This window comes from Agrobacterium sp. 16-172Ci (genome assembly GCF_053522725.1).
In genome coordinates this window covers 368,007-381,426 of record NZ_JBNWBW010000001.1, presented here as the reverse complement: position 1 = coordinate 381,426, position 13,420 = coordinate 368,007, and the positions used below count along the sequence as shown (strand labels likewise).

The 13,420-nt window shown below is 55.9% G+C and carries 20 protein-coding genes; 5 read left to right on the top strand and 15 right to left on the bottom strand.

The window, feature by feature from the left end:
• Positions 1 to 160: 160 nt before the first annotated feature.
• From ACQZ40_RS01905 to ACQZ40_RS01895, 3 genes are all read left to right on the top strand, one after another.
• Positions 161 to 535: a hypothetical protein gene (locus ACQZ40_RS01905; protein WP_448747294.1), complete on the top strand. Its 375-nt coding sequence runs from the start codon at positions 161 to 163 to the stop codon at positions 533 to 535.
• Positions 536 to 864: 329 nt separating this feature from the next.
• Entirely contained in the window at positions 865 to 1,323 is a 459-nt protein-coding gene (locus ACQZ40_RS01900) for a hypothetical protein (RefSeq protein ID WP_448747293.1), read from the top strand.
• Positions 1,324 to 1,329: 6 nt separating this feature from the next.
• The gene (locus ACQZ40_RS01895; protein WP_448747292.1) at positions 1,330 to 1,566 is read left to right on the top strand and encodes a hypothetical protein; all 237 of its coding nucleotides are present in this window, start codon (positions 1,330 to 1,332) and stop codon (positions 1,564 to 1,566) included.
• Here ACQZ40_RS01895 and ACQZ40_RS01890 read toward each other — a convergent pair.
• The 13 genes from ACQZ40_RS01890 to ACQZ40_RS01830 all read right to left on the bottom strand — a co-directional run bounded on the left by ACQZ40_RS01890 (position 1,534) and on the right by ACQZ40_RS01830 (position 10,851).
• Positions 1,534 to 3,330, bottom strand: coding sequence for a hypothetical protein (locus ACQZ40_RS01890; protein ID WP_448747291.1), 1,797 nt, complete (start codon positions 3,328 to 3,330; stop codon positions 1,534 to 1,536). The genes ACQZ40_RS01895 and ACQZ40_RS01890 overlap by 33 nt on opposite strands.
• Positions 3,331 to 3,333: 3 nt before the next feature.
• Complete coding sequence (locus ACQZ40_RS01885; protein WP_448747290.1) at positions 3,334 to 4,392, bottom strand: hypothetical protein; 1,059 nt, start codon at positions 4,390 to 4,392, stop codon at positions 3,334 to 3,336.
• 1 nt (position 4,393) lies between these two features.
• Positions 4,394 to 4,621: a hypothetical protein gene (locus ACQZ40_RS01880; RefSeq protein ID WP_448747289.1), complete on the bottom strand. Its 228-nt coding sequence runs from the start codon at positions 4,619 to 4,621 to the stop codon at positions 4,394 to 4,396.
• 10 nt (positions 4,622 to 4,631) lie between these two features.
• Positions 4,632 to 4,829, bottom strand: coding sequence for a hypothetical protein (locus tag ACQZ40_RS01875; protein WP_448747288.1), 198 nt, complete (start codon positions 4,827 to 4,829; stop codon positions 4,632 to 4,634).
• A gap of 3 nt (positions 4,830 to 4,832) precedes the next feature.
• Positions 4,833 to 5,609, bottom strand: coding sequence for a gp53-like domain-containing protein (locus ACQZ40_RS01870; RefSeq protein WP_448747287.1), 777 nt, complete (start codon positions 5,607 to 5,609; stop codon positions 4,833 to 4,835).
• 357 nt (positions 5,610 to 5,966) lie between these two features.
• Positions 5,967 to 6,251 carry a hypothetical protein gene (locus tag ACQZ40_RS01865; RefSeq protein ID WP_448747286.1) on the bottom strand — a complete coding sequence of 95 codons (285 nt, stop codon included), beginning with the start codon at positions 6,249 to 6,251 and terminating at the stop codon, positions 5,967 to 5,969.
• Positions 6,252 to 6,534: 283 nt separating this feature from the next.
• Complete coding sequence (locus tag ACQZ40_RS01860) at positions 6,535 to 7,041, bottom strand: hypothetical protein (protein WP_448747285.1); 507 nt, start codon at positions 7,039 to 7,041, stop codon at positions 6,535 to 6,537.
• A gap of 178 nt (positions 7,042 to 7,219) precedes the next feature.
• Positions 7,220 to 7,534: a winged helix domain-containing protein gene (locus ACQZ40_RS01855; RefSeq protein WP_448747284.1), complete on the bottom strand. Its 315-nt coding sequence runs from the start codon at positions 7,532 to 7,534 to the stop codon at positions 7,220 to 7,222.
• A complete protein-coding gene (locus ACQZ40_RS01850) occupies positions 7,531 to 7,746 on the bottom strand; it encodes a hypothetical protein (protein WP_448747283.1) in 216 nt (71 codons plus the stop codon). The genes ACQZ40_RS01855 and ACQZ40_RS01850 overlap by 4 nt, the downstream gene beginning before the upstream one ends.
• Before the next feature lie 9 nt (positions 7,747 to 7,755).
• A complete protein-coding gene (locus ACQZ40_RS01845) occupies positions 7,756 to 7,965 on the bottom strand; it encodes a helix-turn-helix transcriptional regulator (protein ID WP_448747282.1) in 210 nt (69 codons plus the stop codon).
• Between the two features lie 142 nt (positions 7,966 to 8,107).
• Positions 8,108 to 9,034 carry a hypothetical protein gene (locus ACQZ40_RS01840; RefSeq protein ID WP_448747281.1) on the bottom strand — a complete coding sequence of 309 codons (927 nt, stop codon included), beginning with the start codon at positions 9,032 to 9,034 and terminating at the stop codon, positions 8,108 to 8,110.
• Positions 9,035 to 9,130: 96 nt separating this feature from the next.
• The gene (locus ACQZ40_RS01835; RefSeq protein ID WP_448747280.1) at positions 9,131 to 10,327 is read right to left on the bottom strand and encodes a tyrosine-type recombinase/integrase; all 1,197 of its coding nucleotides are present in this window, start codon (positions 10,325 to 10,327) and stop codon (positions 9,131 to 9,133) included.
• 260 nt (positions 10,328 to 10,587) lie between these two features.
• Entirely contained in the window at positions 10,588 to 10,851 is a 264-nt protein-coding gene (locus ACQZ40_RS01830; RefSeq protein WP_078051301.1) for a hypothetical protein, read from the bottom strand.
• Positions 10,852 to 11,114: 263 nt separating this feature from the next.
• Here ACQZ40_RS01830 and ACQZ40_RS01825 point away from each other — a divergent pair, with 263 nt between their 5' ends.
• Positions 11,115 to 11,273, top strand: coding sequence for a YqaE/Pmp3 family membrane protein (locus tag ACQZ40_RS01825; protein ID WP_020811433.1), 159 nt, complete (start codon positions 11,115 to 11,117; stop codon positions 11,271 to 11,273).
• Positions 11,274 to 11,590: 317 nt separating this feature from the next.
• Entirely contained in the window at positions 11,591 to 11,833 is a 243-nt protein-coding gene (locus tag ACQZ40_RS01820) for a DUF982 domain-containing protein (RefSeq protein ID WP_003519998.1), read from the top strand.
• 95 nt (positions 11,834 to 11,928) lie between these two features.
• Here ACQZ40_RS01820 and ACQZ40_RS01815 read toward each other — a convergent pair whose 3' ends face one another.
• Both ACQZ40_RS01815 and ACQZ40_RS01810 read right to left on the bottom strand, forming a co-directional pair.
• Entirely contained in the window at positions 11,929 to 12,321 is a 393-nt protein-coding gene (locus ACQZ40_RS01815; protein ID WP_174043874.1) for a PRC-barrel domain-containing protein, read from the bottom strand.
• A 126-nt stretch (positions 12,322 to 12,447) separates the two neighbouring features.
• Positions 12,448 to 13,329: a helix-turn-helix transcriptional regulator gene (locus ACQZ40_RS01810; protein WP_003520000.1), complete on the bottom strand. Its 882-nt coding sequence runs from the start codon at positions 13,327 to 13,329 to the stop codon at positions 12,448 to 12,450.
• Between the last annotated feature and the right edge of the window lie 91 nt (positions 13,330 to 13,420).

The following is a 13,420-nucleotide window of genomic DNA, read 5'->3' as shown; positions in this document are numbered from 1 at the left end:
GAAGACCTACGCGGCAAACTGCATTTGCGGGCCGCAGTTTTGTGCGACGACGTGGAACGATGACATTGCACTTCAGTGCATCGGCGGAGCAGCAAGTGCAGGACCAAGGCCTAACTGTGCTGATTTCACGAACGTGAAGGCCGGCAAGTACGGGGACGAAATGACTGCCGGGCTTTTCCAGGTGACGGCACTTCCAACCCAAAAAATGCCGGCGCCAGAACTGGAAGTCCGCTTCGATGAAATCGCTACAGTACCTCCCGTGGACGGGCCAAACGGCTTGCACACGGTACGGGGTTCCAGCTTCACTTACCCTGCACCGTTCAAAAAGGCAGAAATTGCCTTGGCGACATACATGGGTGGCGGCAACTATCTCACAATTCTCACGGGCAAAAACGTCCTCGAGAAAGTGACCTACTCCCCGGATCCAATTCACGGCAAGACGATCAACTTAACCGTCCAGCATGCGGACGGGATTAAGCAAATCAGGTTCCCGGAGAATGAGGTCCTCGTATTTGAGGTATGCGCGGTAGAGTAACCGCTTTTTAAAATCGCTATCCGTCTGAGCGGCATGAATATTCTGCTAAGCCACACATATTACAAAAAGTAATAGATAGGCGCTGCCTCTTGTCAATTTACACCGAAATTCCGGCAAACCCATAAGTCCACGGTTATGAATTTAACTTTATCGACTCTCAGCGCGGTCTCCAGACACCTTGCATATCTCTTGTAAGCTTCGGAACTGTCTTCGTTTTTCGAGCTATCTGGTTTCAATGTGCGCTCCTGTTTTTGCGGTGTATCAACACCGAGCAGGGCGCTCGACACAAAGGCGAAATATGGCATAATCACTCAATCTTTGGGGGGTATATGAAGCCGTCTCGCTTTATCGACGTACCTTTGAAAAAGCCTTGGCTGAAGCGGTGGCTTACCCGAGGAGTCAAGGCCTCTATCGTTGTCGGCGGTATTGGTTTTCTAGCCAATGCTTGGACTAACTTCGATCGATACCAAGAATCATTAAAAGCAAGTGTGCGAAATGAGATGGGCTATAGATGTGCCGCAAATCTAAGCGATACGGCGCTTACTCAAGGCCTCAATATTTATGGAAACATCGACATAAGCAAGCTTGGATGCGCAGCTTCAACTTTCATAGTTTCCATGTCTGAAGTCAGAGATGCCCGGACAGGCAAAATGGATTTTTCTCCGTCTTACAAGCCTTTTTACCTGCGCGATTCTCTAGCTGTGGCGCTGGTTTCATTTGTTTTTTCACTGCTCGCCATGACCGGTTTAATTGTTTTGTTCGGAATTGCCCGCTGGGTATGGATATAACGCACCATGAAAACGCCACCGATTATCGACCACGATCCTACCGAACGTCCCGGCCGCCGCAACTCGCTGGGGAAGTGGTGGCTGGCCGTATGGGCGATGGTTTGCCTCTTGTGGGTCGGGCAAACATTTAGCCGCGGGCTTGATTGGCAGCAAATAGGTTTAGGCGTCATCACCGGAATAATGTTCGCCTATACCGTTGTTGACATGCACCTATCGAGCGGCGGCAGCAGCCGGGACTTGTGACGGTCCCGCACCTTCCTCCATGATGCGCGGCAGGAAAGATGCATCGATCGCGTTGACGGCCGACGCCAGCTTTGCCCTGAACTGAGGGCTAATCGAACCGCTTAAAAGCTGGTTTTTCAAATACGCCTGTCCTACTGGTGTCATCATGAGCTTTCCAGCAAAAGCGGGGAGTGCCGCACCGGCCGCCATTCCGGCCATTGCACCGAACCCGCCCCCGGCTGCACCACCGGCACCGGCACCAAGCACGGCAGGCAGGGCCGCTCCCATGTTTCGGATTGCAGTTCTCGGGGCTGTACCAGATTGCGGCAAGGACTTCATAACGCCCTCACCTGCGCGCGCCAGATCGGCAAAGTCACCGCTTCCCCGTGCGTAGTTTCTGCGCCCTTGCTTCGCCAGTGTGGCGTTACGGAGTGCGGAAGGAGAGATAAGGCCCGCCGCTGCGTTTTCCCCTGCCCCTGTCGTTGCCTGTTCCAGTACAAGCATGTTGCGGTATTCCTTGCGGGCGGTGCGCCAGCCGCCAAGGTCTTTTGGGTTGGTTGCGGCGATCGAACGCTCCATGCCGTCATCAAGCGCCGATCTGATATCCCGAAGCGTGTTTGCTAGTTCGGGGTCACTCGATCCGCGCGCTACCCGATCAAGGCGAGAGCGCAGAGACTGATATGTTTTCCCGTCGAGTGAGCCGCCATTTTTCAGGGCGTTGTTGATATCGCTCATCATGTCGGCCACGATTGGAACGCGGGCGTTCGGCGGTGTGACTGACATGTAGTTGCGCCAGGTGTCTACCAAATCGTTTTGTAGCTTCCGATCCGGTTTGAGCGTGTTCCGCGTGGCCAATGAATCAAACTGGCTTCCGATGCGGTTAAACGCGTTGTCGATAACATCAGACGTGGCGCGGTCGGCGGTCACCCCAGCACGGGAAAGGGCGGCGCGGGTAAACTGTTCTCCCTGACGTTCTGTGATGTCCTGCGCAGCTTGTCCGCCTAGTTCGCTCTCAGCATATCGCAGGGTGTTGTTGCCCGTTGCCTGCCCTGCCGTCAGGTCAACGCCTTCGCGCTCAAGTGTGTTGACGAGCGATTGACGAGCGGGCGACGTGGAAACGGGGGAGACAACGCGGCGAACGGCATTGCCAGCTAGTGAAACCGCACCGGGAAGCGCCCCGCCGATAACGCCACCGGTAATTCCTCCTGTGGTCGCTTTTGCAAGTCGATTCTGGAATCCGCCTTCACCTTGCCCGAAGCCTTGCGCGGCGCCGAGCCCAGCACCCTCCAGCGCCGAAGCACCAGATACGGCCAGTAAGCGGCCGCCACGGTTCGCAACGGCAGCAGTAGGCGACAAGCCAGCCTTAACCAGACCCGAGCCTAGACCAACGGCGCCGGTTACGTTGCCGGCGATATCCGCCACCGGATGAGCGGCGGCTGTTGCTTTGTCCGACCCCCGCACCTCTGCCAACGCCTCGTCATAGGTCACATTCGGTTGCCATGGGAAAATCTTGCCGCCAAGCCATCGAGCGCCCGCGCCAGCTTCATCCGCAAAGCCGAATGATGCAGAATTGGCAATGCCGCGCCCGAATGCATCAACGCTATTGGCGGCGCTGCGAAGCATGCCTTTTTCTTCCGGCTCCTTCTCGGTTGCCTGCGGCCTGAAATTCCTCACGTCATCGATCGTCACCCCTTCGGACGTGATATAGCCGTCGATGTCCTCAATCGGGGCGTCTTGCGAAGCCATCTTCGCAACATTCCGTTTGATGCGGGCTAGGTCTGCCATCGGTTATTCCAGTCCGTAACGGGATTTGTAATTCTGGCCTGCGGTCGGCTGCGGGCCCTTCAAGGTCCGTTCACCCATCCGGCCTTGAGCGCGGGCCATGGCCTGATCGATGATGCGCTCATAGTCATCCAGCGCCGAAACGAATTCTTCCTCACTCGTGGACGTGTTGAGGCGCGTGACTGCACGTGTTGCCGCGTCGCCTTCTGCATTCGAAAGCGCACCGAGACCGCGCATCTGCTGGATTGCAGTAAGGAATGCCCCGCTCTTGGCCTGATTGACCTTGTTCTGGAAGTCGTAACCGCCAGTGCCGGGAATGCTATTGCCGAGTGACGTGAAGCCCGTTCCGCGTCCCAAATATGGATCGTTGCGGATGCCAGCGACTAGTGCCTTTGCGTTCACGGCCGCCTGAAGGTCTCCGGGGGCAGATGCCTCCGCCGCGCCTGCCGCTTGTCCGACTTCCTTCTGTGCAGCGGCGCCAGCAATATCTTTCGGGGTTTCCGAAATAAGCGCGCCTGTTCGATTGTTGATCGTGCGCGTTCCCGTTCCTGTATCAATGTTGCTGATGCCAGGCGTCGGGGAGAAACCATCCGGCAATTGCGTCTGGCGGAAAGTGCCATCCTTGGAAAGCTGGCCGAGAACCGTTCGGCCCTGTGCGTCAGTGCCATAAACAGGAGCTAGGCCATATTCGGCTGAGTCTGCGGCACCGGCCGGCGGCGAAACCCATTGGCCGCTTTGGGTATCATAGAGGTTCTTGCCCACCGCCATGAAATTGTTACGGGGCTTTTGCGCTTCAAGCTTCTGTTGGGCATAGAGCTTGTACGCGTCCCCGGGAGATATGGCGCCGCTGTCCACCGCCTGCGATAGCGTGGGGTCGATCTTGCGCAAAAAGTCCATCGTCTTGTTCTGCTTGCGAACATTGGCGACGCCGAGCGCAGCGCCTGCAACCTGCTCCTGTGGTGTCGAACCCGAAAGCAAGCCGATACCGCTTTGTAGGAGCATATCACCGTTACGGTTCAGCCATCCGCCCGCTTTCGGTGTGTTAAAGTCTGGGAACAATGCCATTTCAAACGCTCCTCATGTCTGCATTTCCAAAGTCACCGGAGCTAAAAACGCCGGGGAAATCACGGCCTGACGCACGCAATTTTTCCGCAGCAGCCCGCAAGACAAACTCGTTGACCGAAAGACCTTCGCGCCTTGTCGCGTCGAAAAGAGCCGCCCTAAATCCGGCTGTGACGCGGTTATCTCGCAGCATGAGATTCACTATTTCCGTTCGGCGTTGTTCGTGTTTCACTCTCGGCCTCCTACACTGCGAGGCCGTCAGACGACGCGTTGACAACAATTATGTGTCCGTCCTCGAACCTCCGAGTGTCTGGATTGTCGAGCAACTCCATCCATTGCGCGTCGGAGATTTCCACCGCTTCGACCGGAATGTTGTCGCCGTGGATTTCCTTGCTGTAAAAGCCTCTTGGAACTCCATTGTCAAAAACGCCGTATTTCATTTTTTAAACTCCCAGGGCCAACCAAAAGAAGGGTTCGGTAATTCCAGCCACGGCTCCCCCATTTGCTGCTGATCGTCTGAACAACTGCATGCTCGTGTTCGATCGTGGGCCGATCGAAATTGCATAAGCGACGTCTGATGGCGCAGAGACAAGCATCGTGGCGAACGGCGCTATGAGCAGATTGGGGAACGCCTGCGGGAATATCACTTCCGGGTTTGTTCCCCCGCCGGTGAAAAGTCCGGCCTGCAAAATGAACCCGTTCGGAAGCTTGGCGACGACGAATGTTGACGAGTAAGATAGCGTTGCACCCATCGATGCGAACATTCCAAGGCCGCTATTTTCATCAAGAACCTGTTTCGAGAACGCCGAAAAATACTCAGTGCAGCGCCAGTTCACGCCGTCGTCGGAAACAAAAACCGCTGTATCTCCGTCAGCTACAGCGATGTTTGCGGCGCTTGGGAGAACGAGCGCAGCGCTATGAACGAGCGTAGGAGCGCCGACGAACCGTAGATGCTTTGTCCAGCCAGCGCGAGCAAGCCCGAATGAATTGATCGTGGCATTGCCAGTGATGACGACGAACTGGCCGGGTACAGCCGATAGATCGGTGGTCGTTCCAGAAGCAAGCGTATTGCCGCCCGTAAGCGCGGCAAGCTGCGCCATGATTGTACGGAATGCGTTGTCAAAGTTGCTGACAGCAGATGTACCTTGAATGCCAAGGCCCGCGATGTCGGTGTTGTTGTCCGGAACTAGATTATAATCGAGGATAGAATTTTTCGCCATTTGGACCGCGCCACCATTGTGAGAACTGGCGCGATTCTATTTCGGAATGTTGATAGCAGGGATTTGGCATATGTGGACATTTGCATCACTAGGCGGGAACGCCGACACGATCGATATAGCGGCGAACGTCTGGATGTGCTCTCTCATTTAACCGAAGGCGTTCAAGGGCCACTGCATCACCTTCCATAACCATTTCCAGAGCTATGGCAGAGATTTGCAGCGGTGCACCTGGCCCAGACTGCCGGCCGATTGCGTGAGCCTGGTTCCACCGCCTGATTGTGCGGGCGCATACGCCAGCGCGGAAAGCCGCTTCCTTGATCCTGATAATCTCATCGGGCAACATTGGCACGGGCTGTTTCAATGAAATCCCCTCTTGTCGCTGCGATCCACAATCCTAACCTGAAGCTTTTCAGCCCATTCTTTGGCGCACTGGCGGGCCTTGTCTGGATCATCGCCCATCCACAAGCCTTGACGCTCCCCGCCATCAAACGACAGTTCCACGAGATAAAGCGTGGGGGCGACGAAGAAAGGGAGAATGCCGAGGGCGTCGCTATCATTGTCGCGGAATATTCCCGTGACTGCTGCCGGCAGGATTTCGATTTCCTCAAAGACTTTGCCGACGAGTGGAAGGCTTTCAATCATGCTGCCCGCCTTTCCTGAAGCCCAGACGAGAAATCAACCTTGGAAGCTTTAGGCTTGCAAGAACGTGGGCGTTTGAAATTTGGCTTTGAACCCTGCCCATCCTCAAAAGCAAAAACACCTTGCGGCATTCTGTCGGTCGATTTGATACCGTCGCTAGTCTCTTTGTCTCTTGTCTCTAGTCTCTTGTGTATCGATACCGTATCGATACTGTATTTCAGGGGGGTATTTGGGGTATTGATACCGTATGCATAGGGTATCAATAGGGTATCTCGGCGCTCTTTGATCATAGCTGCGCCCTCCGTTGCATGTAGCCCGTTTGAGCTAAATTCGAGGTGTTGGCCGTCCGCTCGATTGCCTCAATCATCTTCGCACGGGCCGCCTTCACCTTGTCGGGCTTCCGGTTGGCGTCGGTGGTGTAGAACGCGGATTGAACAGTCTCACGAAGCGTGGCGCTTTCGATCTCGGCAATCGCTTTCGTGATGCGCATGGCATGCCTGTCATTCATGGCGGCGTTCATGTCGAACCAGCCCCGGATGAACATTTCGCTTGTTTCGCGATCAATCAACACGAGGCCGGAAATCTCTATTTCTTGGAGACGCTCGGCGTACTCGTCAGGCGTCCACCCTAAATCATGCTGCGCATATCCTTCCGGCAGGTGGAAACAGCCGGCAGAGTTTTGGTGTTCGCTCGTCATCAGATAGAGAAAAAGCAGTTGGGAACCGATAGACGGCAGGGCGCGAAAATCTCGGTTGCGCCAAATCTTCGGGGAAACTTTGCTGAAATCTCGCATCAGCCGTACACCTTGCGATTAAGCCGGAAGTTCTGCGACAGCTTGCACGCCTCGCATGCTTGAAGGGCAGACAGACCGAACTCTGCTTTCAGGGTTGGAACCGCCTGGGGCGGCGGCTCCTTCTGTTCGGCAAGCCATTGGGCTGCAAGTATAACCTCAGGGTTATTGTTCGGCTCCCTCATGCGGCGGCCCTCCCATCGGCGGCAGACGCTTCAGCCGGGATAATCTCGACTTCGGTTCTAAGGACGTAGCGAGCATGGGTGCCAGGATAGGGCCCGCCATGTTTTTCATCGATCGTTTCAATGACGATGCCGTAGTCTTTGCGCAAGCGGTGAACGTATGCGGAATGCCGGGGCGCCGGATGGTCAATCGGCGTGACGCCGCGCTCTCCAGCGTCAACGAGAGCTTTAAGCATCCAGCCGAAGCGACCGACAACTTTGAAAGGCTGCCCGTCAGGGAGAACACGGGCGGTGGTGATGATGCGTTTCGTCATGCTGCCAGACCTCCAAGACCTGTGAGCTGGCAAATGGTCTTGGCATGCCAAAAGGACACGCGGCACCGACGCATGACGGAGCGTACCGCCAGCAATTCAGATTGATTTTCAGGGGTGATTTCTGTAGGGTTCCAAACATCAAGCCCTGTGAAAGCATTGATATTGGAACCCGGTTTAGCGCCTGCCAGCGCGGCCGGGTTTTCCGTTTTCATGGGGAAACCTCAAGCGGCGCGCTGCTGTTTCGCGGCGTCTAGAGCGGCGATAATTTCAGACTGAGGGAACCGCGAGATACTGCCAAGCCTGATAGGCTTGGGGAGTGATCCATCCGCGACACGACGCCAAACCGTCGCGCGATGGACTTTTAAGATTTTTGCTACCTCTTCATCCGTAAGGAGGGGGTCAACATTAACTTGCGACTGGTTGCTATACATTGCTGCGCCTTTTCGTGAGTTGATCACGAAAGCGACAATAATTTTCAGAATTTACGCAATCAATTCAAAGTGTTGCGCGCGCCTGCGCGCTCTTGCGGGGGTTGTGCGCAGCCTTGCGCGCCGGATGCGCGAGACGACCCACTTAAAGACCCCGATAGGCTTCCTCAAATTCTCCATTGAGCTTGAGCGTGTATACCTCGCGAGAATAGGTAGACGTTATCTCTTCCTCGGCCAAACATTCATCTTGGAAAGAATCGCGTGTCATGGGCGTGCCTTCCCGCTCTAATTTGTCATAAAGGCGGCCGGCTCTAGCGTAGATATCTTTCACATCTGCGCGGGTTTTGGGCTTCGGCGGGGCGGGCAACAGTCGGCTCAGGTCAGCGCCATCAACGAAAATATGCTCGTAGCCGTTGCCAGAAAAACCGGAACTATAAGGCGCGACCGGGTTTATCCGGCACATCGCGATACGGTTTTCGATGCTGGGGACATTCCACCACTCTTTAGGCTGCGGCGCTGAGAATGCGCCGCCATGCGTCGGCAGCGTCACATACCCAATCTTACCGTCTCGTAGCGCATCCTTCACCAAACCTAGAACCCGGGCCCACCGTGCTTTAGCTTCATTGCGCCTTCGGTTTTCTTCGGGGATCAAACCTTCCCCATATTTTACTGCCTCATCACTCAGAACCTGCCGCGTTCGCACGCCGTCATCAGATGGTACAGTTGACCGAGGCCCGCTTCTTATTGCGTCTCTTGCTGTGCGCAACGGTTGAAGAGGCGGCCGGACACGATATGTTTCTACTTTCCATGAGAGCTTGGAGGGGTCACTTAATGCGATCAACGCCGATAGCTCTTTGCGATAAGCTTCTAATGCAGCCAGCGCGGGCACGCCTCTTTGAATGATGCTCTGTGGCGTCTCGATCAGGGGCGCCGTAAATGGCTCAGTGTCTGTCCACTCGCCTGCAAACGTCGCCTTTCCGATACGCTGGATAACGCGAGCTAAGAATACAAAGCCATATGCGTCATCAGGCCATGAAGCCGGATTTTTCCAGAACTGAATTCGATCGTCCATTCGCTGCACTCCGCGAAAGCACCGGATACCGCAGGGAAACCAAAGGTGCGTTTGGCTTGTCGGCTGGCCGGCCTATCCCCACGGATTGGAAAAGTCCTATCCTTCCGCAACCAGCCGCAGGACTTGCTCGCCCTTACCGGTCACATGCTTTGCCCAGCGTTCAAGCAGCTTGCGCCGCTGGTCCAAGAAATCAGTGCGCCGATATGCTCGCTCAACCTTTCCGCCGACGGTATGCCCTAGCGTGGTCTCTGCGATATCGTGCGGGGTGTCCGTCGCTTCGGCTATCCAGTCGCGCAAGGAGGAACGAAAGCCGTGCGGCCGATATGCGATTTTGTCGCGCTCCATCAGCCTCGACATGGTGGCGTCGGAAATCACGCCCTTCTTGATGCTGGGAAACAGGAAGCCATCACGGGAGAGCGGCAACGCGGCTTTGATGATGTCCAGCGCCTCCGGGGTGAGCGGCACGCGAAAATCCGGCGTCTTCCCTTTCCTCCCCTTCATCGCCTCCCCCGGTATCGTCCACACGTCGCCGTCGATCTGGTCAACATGGAGAAAGCGGAGCGGCCGGGAGCGAACGCCAGTAAGGATGAGAAGGCGCAAGGCAAGGTGCGTTATCGAACCGTCAGAAAGACGCGTGTAGAAAGCTGGCACCTCATGCCAGGGCATAGCCGGAATATTCGTGGCCTCGTGTCTCTGCTGGCCTAGAAGCGCCCGAGCTTTGGCAACCGCTTGAATATCCACCTCAAGGCCAAGGGCGGCAGCGTGGCGCATGCAGATGTCGAGGCGATTAAGCGCTTTGCGGGCTGTCTCTGCCTTTTGGTGCCATATTGGCGAAAGCACGTCGCGGATTTGGGTTTGGTTGATCTCGGCAACCGGCGTCTTGCCGAGTTTAGGAAGAATGTGAAGCTCAAGAGGGCTGAACCACCGGCCCGCCTTCCCATCGCCCTTCAATTCTGCCTTCCGGCTTTCGAATGCATCGGCGGCCACGTCACTGAGAAGGTGAAGGCGTTTTACTGCTTCCCGCTTGTGCTTCTCGCGCTGGCTTATTGGATCGAGCCCCGACCGCGCAACCGCACGCCAACGTTCCGATTCCTCGCGAGCTTCCTTCAATGAGACTTCAGCTATCGAGCCTAAGCCCATCTCTCGGCGCCTGCCATGAATTGTGAAACGTAGCACCCATTGCCCGCCGCCATCCTCACGCTTGATCAGCCACAAGCCCCCGCCGTCAGCATACTTGCCGGCACCGGCATTTTTCACGCCGAGCGCAGAAAGCTTGTTCAAAGTGCGCGCCATGCATCCCCCTTTCAATCCACCTTTCAAATTGCGTCACTATGCGACAAGATGCAACTGCTTGAAGGTGAATGAAACAGGAACACCCCGAATTTTCAAGGCCTCTGCGACGGCGTGTTAGAACATGCTTCCAAGTGCGACGATAATTCAATGCACGTAAGCGGCACCATTTTTTCACAGACTATTATCTGAATAGACACGCGCTGTCAGGACCAGTCCGAGACATAGGGCCGGCCGTGCAGACCCGCGAAAAAGCGCTGCGATTAACGAACAATCACGCCGTACTGACCGTAATACGGTGGGCGCGGGCGGTGGCGGTAGTCACCGCGCCATTCCCTGCGATCCCGCCATTCTCTGTGTTGGCGCCAGTTCCGGCGGTCATAGTCGCGGTAATATCTGTCTCGATCATAAGCTCGATAATAGACGCCGGACGAATAATATCCGCCCGTGCGGTAACCGCCATCGTCAACGCATCCGCTCAGGATGCCGACCGACAAGAGGCAGATTGCTGCGGTTAGAATCTTCATGAACTCATCTCCCCAATAACGGACCTCAACGTCTGTCCGTGTCCTCGGTTCCGTTAGGAAGAGTGATGCGGCAGGCCTGAACGAGGGCTGAATGATACCGGTCGCTCTGACCTGATGCGTCATACGGGAGTGGGTTCATCAGAATTGGCGGCTTCCGGCTGCCGGCTACACCGATGGAAGGAAGGTATTCGTCGTCACGCTGAAACCAACCGGGCTCCACTCACGTTGATTGTCTAGTTTTGGTTAACTTGAAAGCTCTCAAAATGGACGTCATTCGTATCCTGATCGCCATCATCCTTCCGCCCGTCGGCGTGTTTCTTCAGGTCGGGCTCGGCCTGCATTTCTGGCTCAATATTCTCCTGACTCTGTGCGGTTATGTTCCCGGCATTATCCACGCGATCTGGGTGATCCTGCGAAGGTGACATCCGCTCTCATCGGCGATGGGACGTCCGCAACATTTTAGTACGTGATTAAATTCTCATTGGCTGCTGGAACCTCGTCTTCTTCCTCACGTTATGGTGATGACATCAGCGAAGGAGAAAATCATGAATCAGATCATCTACATCGTCGGCCTCGTCGTCATCGTTCTGGCGATCCTGTCGTTTTTCGGCTTCCGCTGATCCCCGTTGTCAATTCGATCGCTTGCGCATATCCTAAGCAGTAGTGACACACGACTGCGTTCATGGGTTGCTTCGCTGTCGGGTGTATTTCGGGATCGCGTTGCTCTGGGAGGTGCACGATGAAGAACGAGAGATGGACAGAGCCTGTCGAGGTCAATCTCGAGGCGAATGGCAAGAGCGTCATCGCCGGCCCCTTCGAAGCGTTGACATTATTGACCGAAGGCTGGCCCAAAATTGGCGGATTGAGCTTCGTGAGAGCGAGAAGCGCCTGCCGTGCCGCCCTTGACGGACGTAAATCGCCCGAAGAAGCACGCAAGTGCTTCACCGACGCGGTTTCCGAGATGCAGAAAAATCCGCATTGACGCACTCAAAAGAAAACGACTCCTGAAAAGGAGCCGTTCTTTTATTTGTAACGCTTTCGGCGATCGAACGGCCGGAAGCGCGTTTTCTCTGGGCGTTACATCCAATAGGGTGCGACGCCGTAATAATCATAGACCTTGCGGTCCTTGGCGTTCAGCAGGTCGTTATCATCGAGATTGGCGAAGTGCGGCGCATTTTCAATCTCTTCCTTGGTGAGATCGATGCGGTAGCCGTCGAGTTCTTCGTCGTAATGCAGCTTTTCCCAGGGCAGCGGATAATAGTCGTCACCAATGCCGAGGAAGCCGCCAAAGCTCAAGACCGCATAGGCAACGCGCCCGCCGCGCTTTTCCAGAATGATGCGCTGGATCGAGCCGATATGCTTGCCGTCGGCGCCGTAAACACGCGTGCCTTCCACCTTGTCGCTGGCGATCAGGCTCGGCGTATCCTTGACATAGGGGTCCTGTCCGGCGCGGGGTTCCTGATGCATCATGCCTTTCCTCCTTGATTTTCCTCGTTTGTGTCACGTCTGGTAAACCCCTCGACGGACAATTCGTTCCGCGGCGTTTCAGGCGCTTCGGCGGGAATTTTTTTGAAGGAGAATGGAACGAAAACGACCTTATTGGCGGATTTTCTGCCAGACGGAGGGAGAAACACCGACCATCTTGCGAAAGACGCGGGAGAAATGCGCCTGATCCGAAAACCCGGCGGCAATGGCGATGTCGGTCAGCGCCATGTCTGTCCGCATCATCAGTTCCTTGACGTGATCAATGCGCGCCTGCATCTGCCATTGGTGGGGCGGCACGCCAGTGGAGGCCTTGAAGGCATGGCTGAAATGCGATTGCGACAGGTTGGTGAGTTCCGCCAGCTCCTCCAGCCGGATCGACCGCAGGCAATGTTCGCGGATGTAATCCGTCGCCGCCCTCAACTGCCATGCGGCGAGCTTGCTGCGTTTTTTGACCGGTTCCCGCTTCACTTTCAGGAAATCCGTCAATAGCGCCAGCACGAGGCTTTCGCCATAAAGGTCATGCAGCGGATCGGGATTATCGCATTCGGCGGCAATCAGTCGCGCCAGCGCCAGCAGGCGCTCATCCTCGAACATCAGATGCGGATCGAGCAGGCTGTGCGGGTCGAAGCCCTGTACCAGCCGGGCACCCAGCAATCCTGCATCGAAATGCAGATCGAGGTGGCGCACGAAGGAGACGTTGCTCAGTTCGGCATGCACATCCAGATCGGCGGGCACGAAGGAAATACGGTTCGCCTTGGACGACCCGTAATTGTCGCGACGGCAGCGGTTCATCATGAACCGGCCGTCATCCGTCCCGTCCATATCCAGCAGGAAAACGAAACGTGGATCCTTGCCGACATAACGACCGCCGGCCTTCGGGGCGCAACGCACATCCCAGAGATCGGCGACGATGCCGTTCCAGACCCGCGAGCGTGGGCCGCCAATGACGGCAAAACCCTCGATCTCATTTTCCATCCGCACGCGGAAAGCCATGGCCTCTCGATCCCGCATGGCGCCATGGCGCCACTATAAACATGATAAATCTATTCATGTTTATAGTGGCAAACTGCTTTCCCCGCAACTG

Excerpts from the sequence above, each read along its gene's own strand:
- ACQZ40_RS01905 (WP_448747294.1), top strand. The coding sequence starts at position 161 with ATGACTGCCGGGCTTTTCCAGGTGACGGCACTTCCAACCCAAAAAATG.
- ACQZ40_RS01865 (WP_448747286.1), bottom strand. The coding sequence starts at position 6,251 with ATGATTGAAAGCCTTCCACTCGTCGGCAAAGTCTTTGAGGAAATCGAA.
- ACQZ40_RS01850 (WP_448747283.1), bottom strand. The coding sequence starts at position 7,746 with ATGAAAACGGAAAACCCGGCCGCGCTGGCAGGCGCTAAACCGGGTTCC.
- ACQZ40_RS01890 (WP_448747291.1), bottom strand. The coding sequence starts at position 3,330 with ATGGCAGACCTAGCCCGCATCAAACGGAATGTTGCGAAGATGGCTTCG.
- ACQZ40_RS01820 (WP_003519998.1), top strand. The coding sequence starts at position 11,591 with ATGAAGAACGAGAGATGGACAGAGCCTGTCGAGGTCAATCTCGAGGCG.
- ACQZ40_RS01885 (WP_448747290.1), bottom strand. The coding sequence starts at position 4,392 with ATGGCATTGTTCCCAGACTTTAACACACCGAAAGCGGGCGGATGGCTG.
- ACQZ40_RS01860 (WP_448747285.1), bottom strand. The coding sequence starts at position 7,041 with ATGCGAGATTTCAGCAAAGTTTCCCCGAAGATTTGGCGCAACCGAGAT.
- ACQZ40_RS01855 (WP_448747284.1), bottom strand. The coding sequence starts at position 7,534 with ATGACGAAACGCATCATCACCACCGCCCGTGTTCTCCCTGACGGGCAG.
- ACQZ40_RS01845 (WP_448747282.1), bottom strand. The coding sequence starts at position 7,965 with ATGTATAGCAACCAGTCGCAAGTTAATGTTGACCCCCTCCTTACGGAT.
- ACQZ40_RS01810 (WP_003520000.1), bottom strand. The coding sequence starts at position 13,329 with ATGGCTTTCCGCGTGCGGATGGAAAATGAGATCGAGGGTTTTGCCGTC.
- ACQZ40_RS01835 (WP_448747280.1), bottom strand. The coding sequence starts at position 10,327 with ATGGCGCGCACTTTGAACAAGCTTTCTGCGCTCGGCGTGAAAAATGCC.
- ACQZ40_RS01895 (WP_448747292.1), top strand. The coding sequence starts at position 1,330 with ATGAAAACGCCACCGATTATCGACCACGATCCTACCGAACGTCCCGGC.
- ACQZ40_RS01900 (WP_448747293.1), top strand. The coding sequence starts at position 865 with ATGAAGCCGTCTCGCTTTATCGACGTACCTTTGAAAAAGCCTTGGCTG.
- ACQZ40_RS01830 (WP_078051301.1), bottom strand. The coding sequence starts at position 10,851 with ATGAAGATTCTAACCGCAGCAATCTGCCTCTTGTCGGTCGGCATCCTG.
- ACQZ40_RS01815 (WP_174043874.1), bottom strand. The coding sequence starts at position 12,321 with ATGATGCATCAGGAACCCCGCGCCGGACAGGACCCCTATGTCAAGGAT.
- ACQZ40_RS01875 (WP_448747288.1), bottom strand. The coding sequence starts at position 4,829 with ATGAAATACGGCGTTTTTGACAATGGAGTTCCAAGAGGCTTTTACAGC.
- ACQZ40_RS01840 (WP_448747281.1), bottom strand. The coding sequence starts at position 9,034 with ATGGACGATCGAATTCAGTTCTGGAAAAATCCGGCTTCATGGCCTGAT.
- ACQZ40_RS01825 (WP_020811433.1), top strand. The coding sequence starts at position 11,115 with ATGGACGTCATTCGTATCCTGATCGCCATCATCCTTCCGCCCGTCGGC.
- ACQZ40_RS01870 (WP_448747287.1), bottom strand. The coding sequence starts at position 5,609 with ATGGCGAAAAATTCTATCCTCGATTATAATCTAGTTCCGGACAACAAC.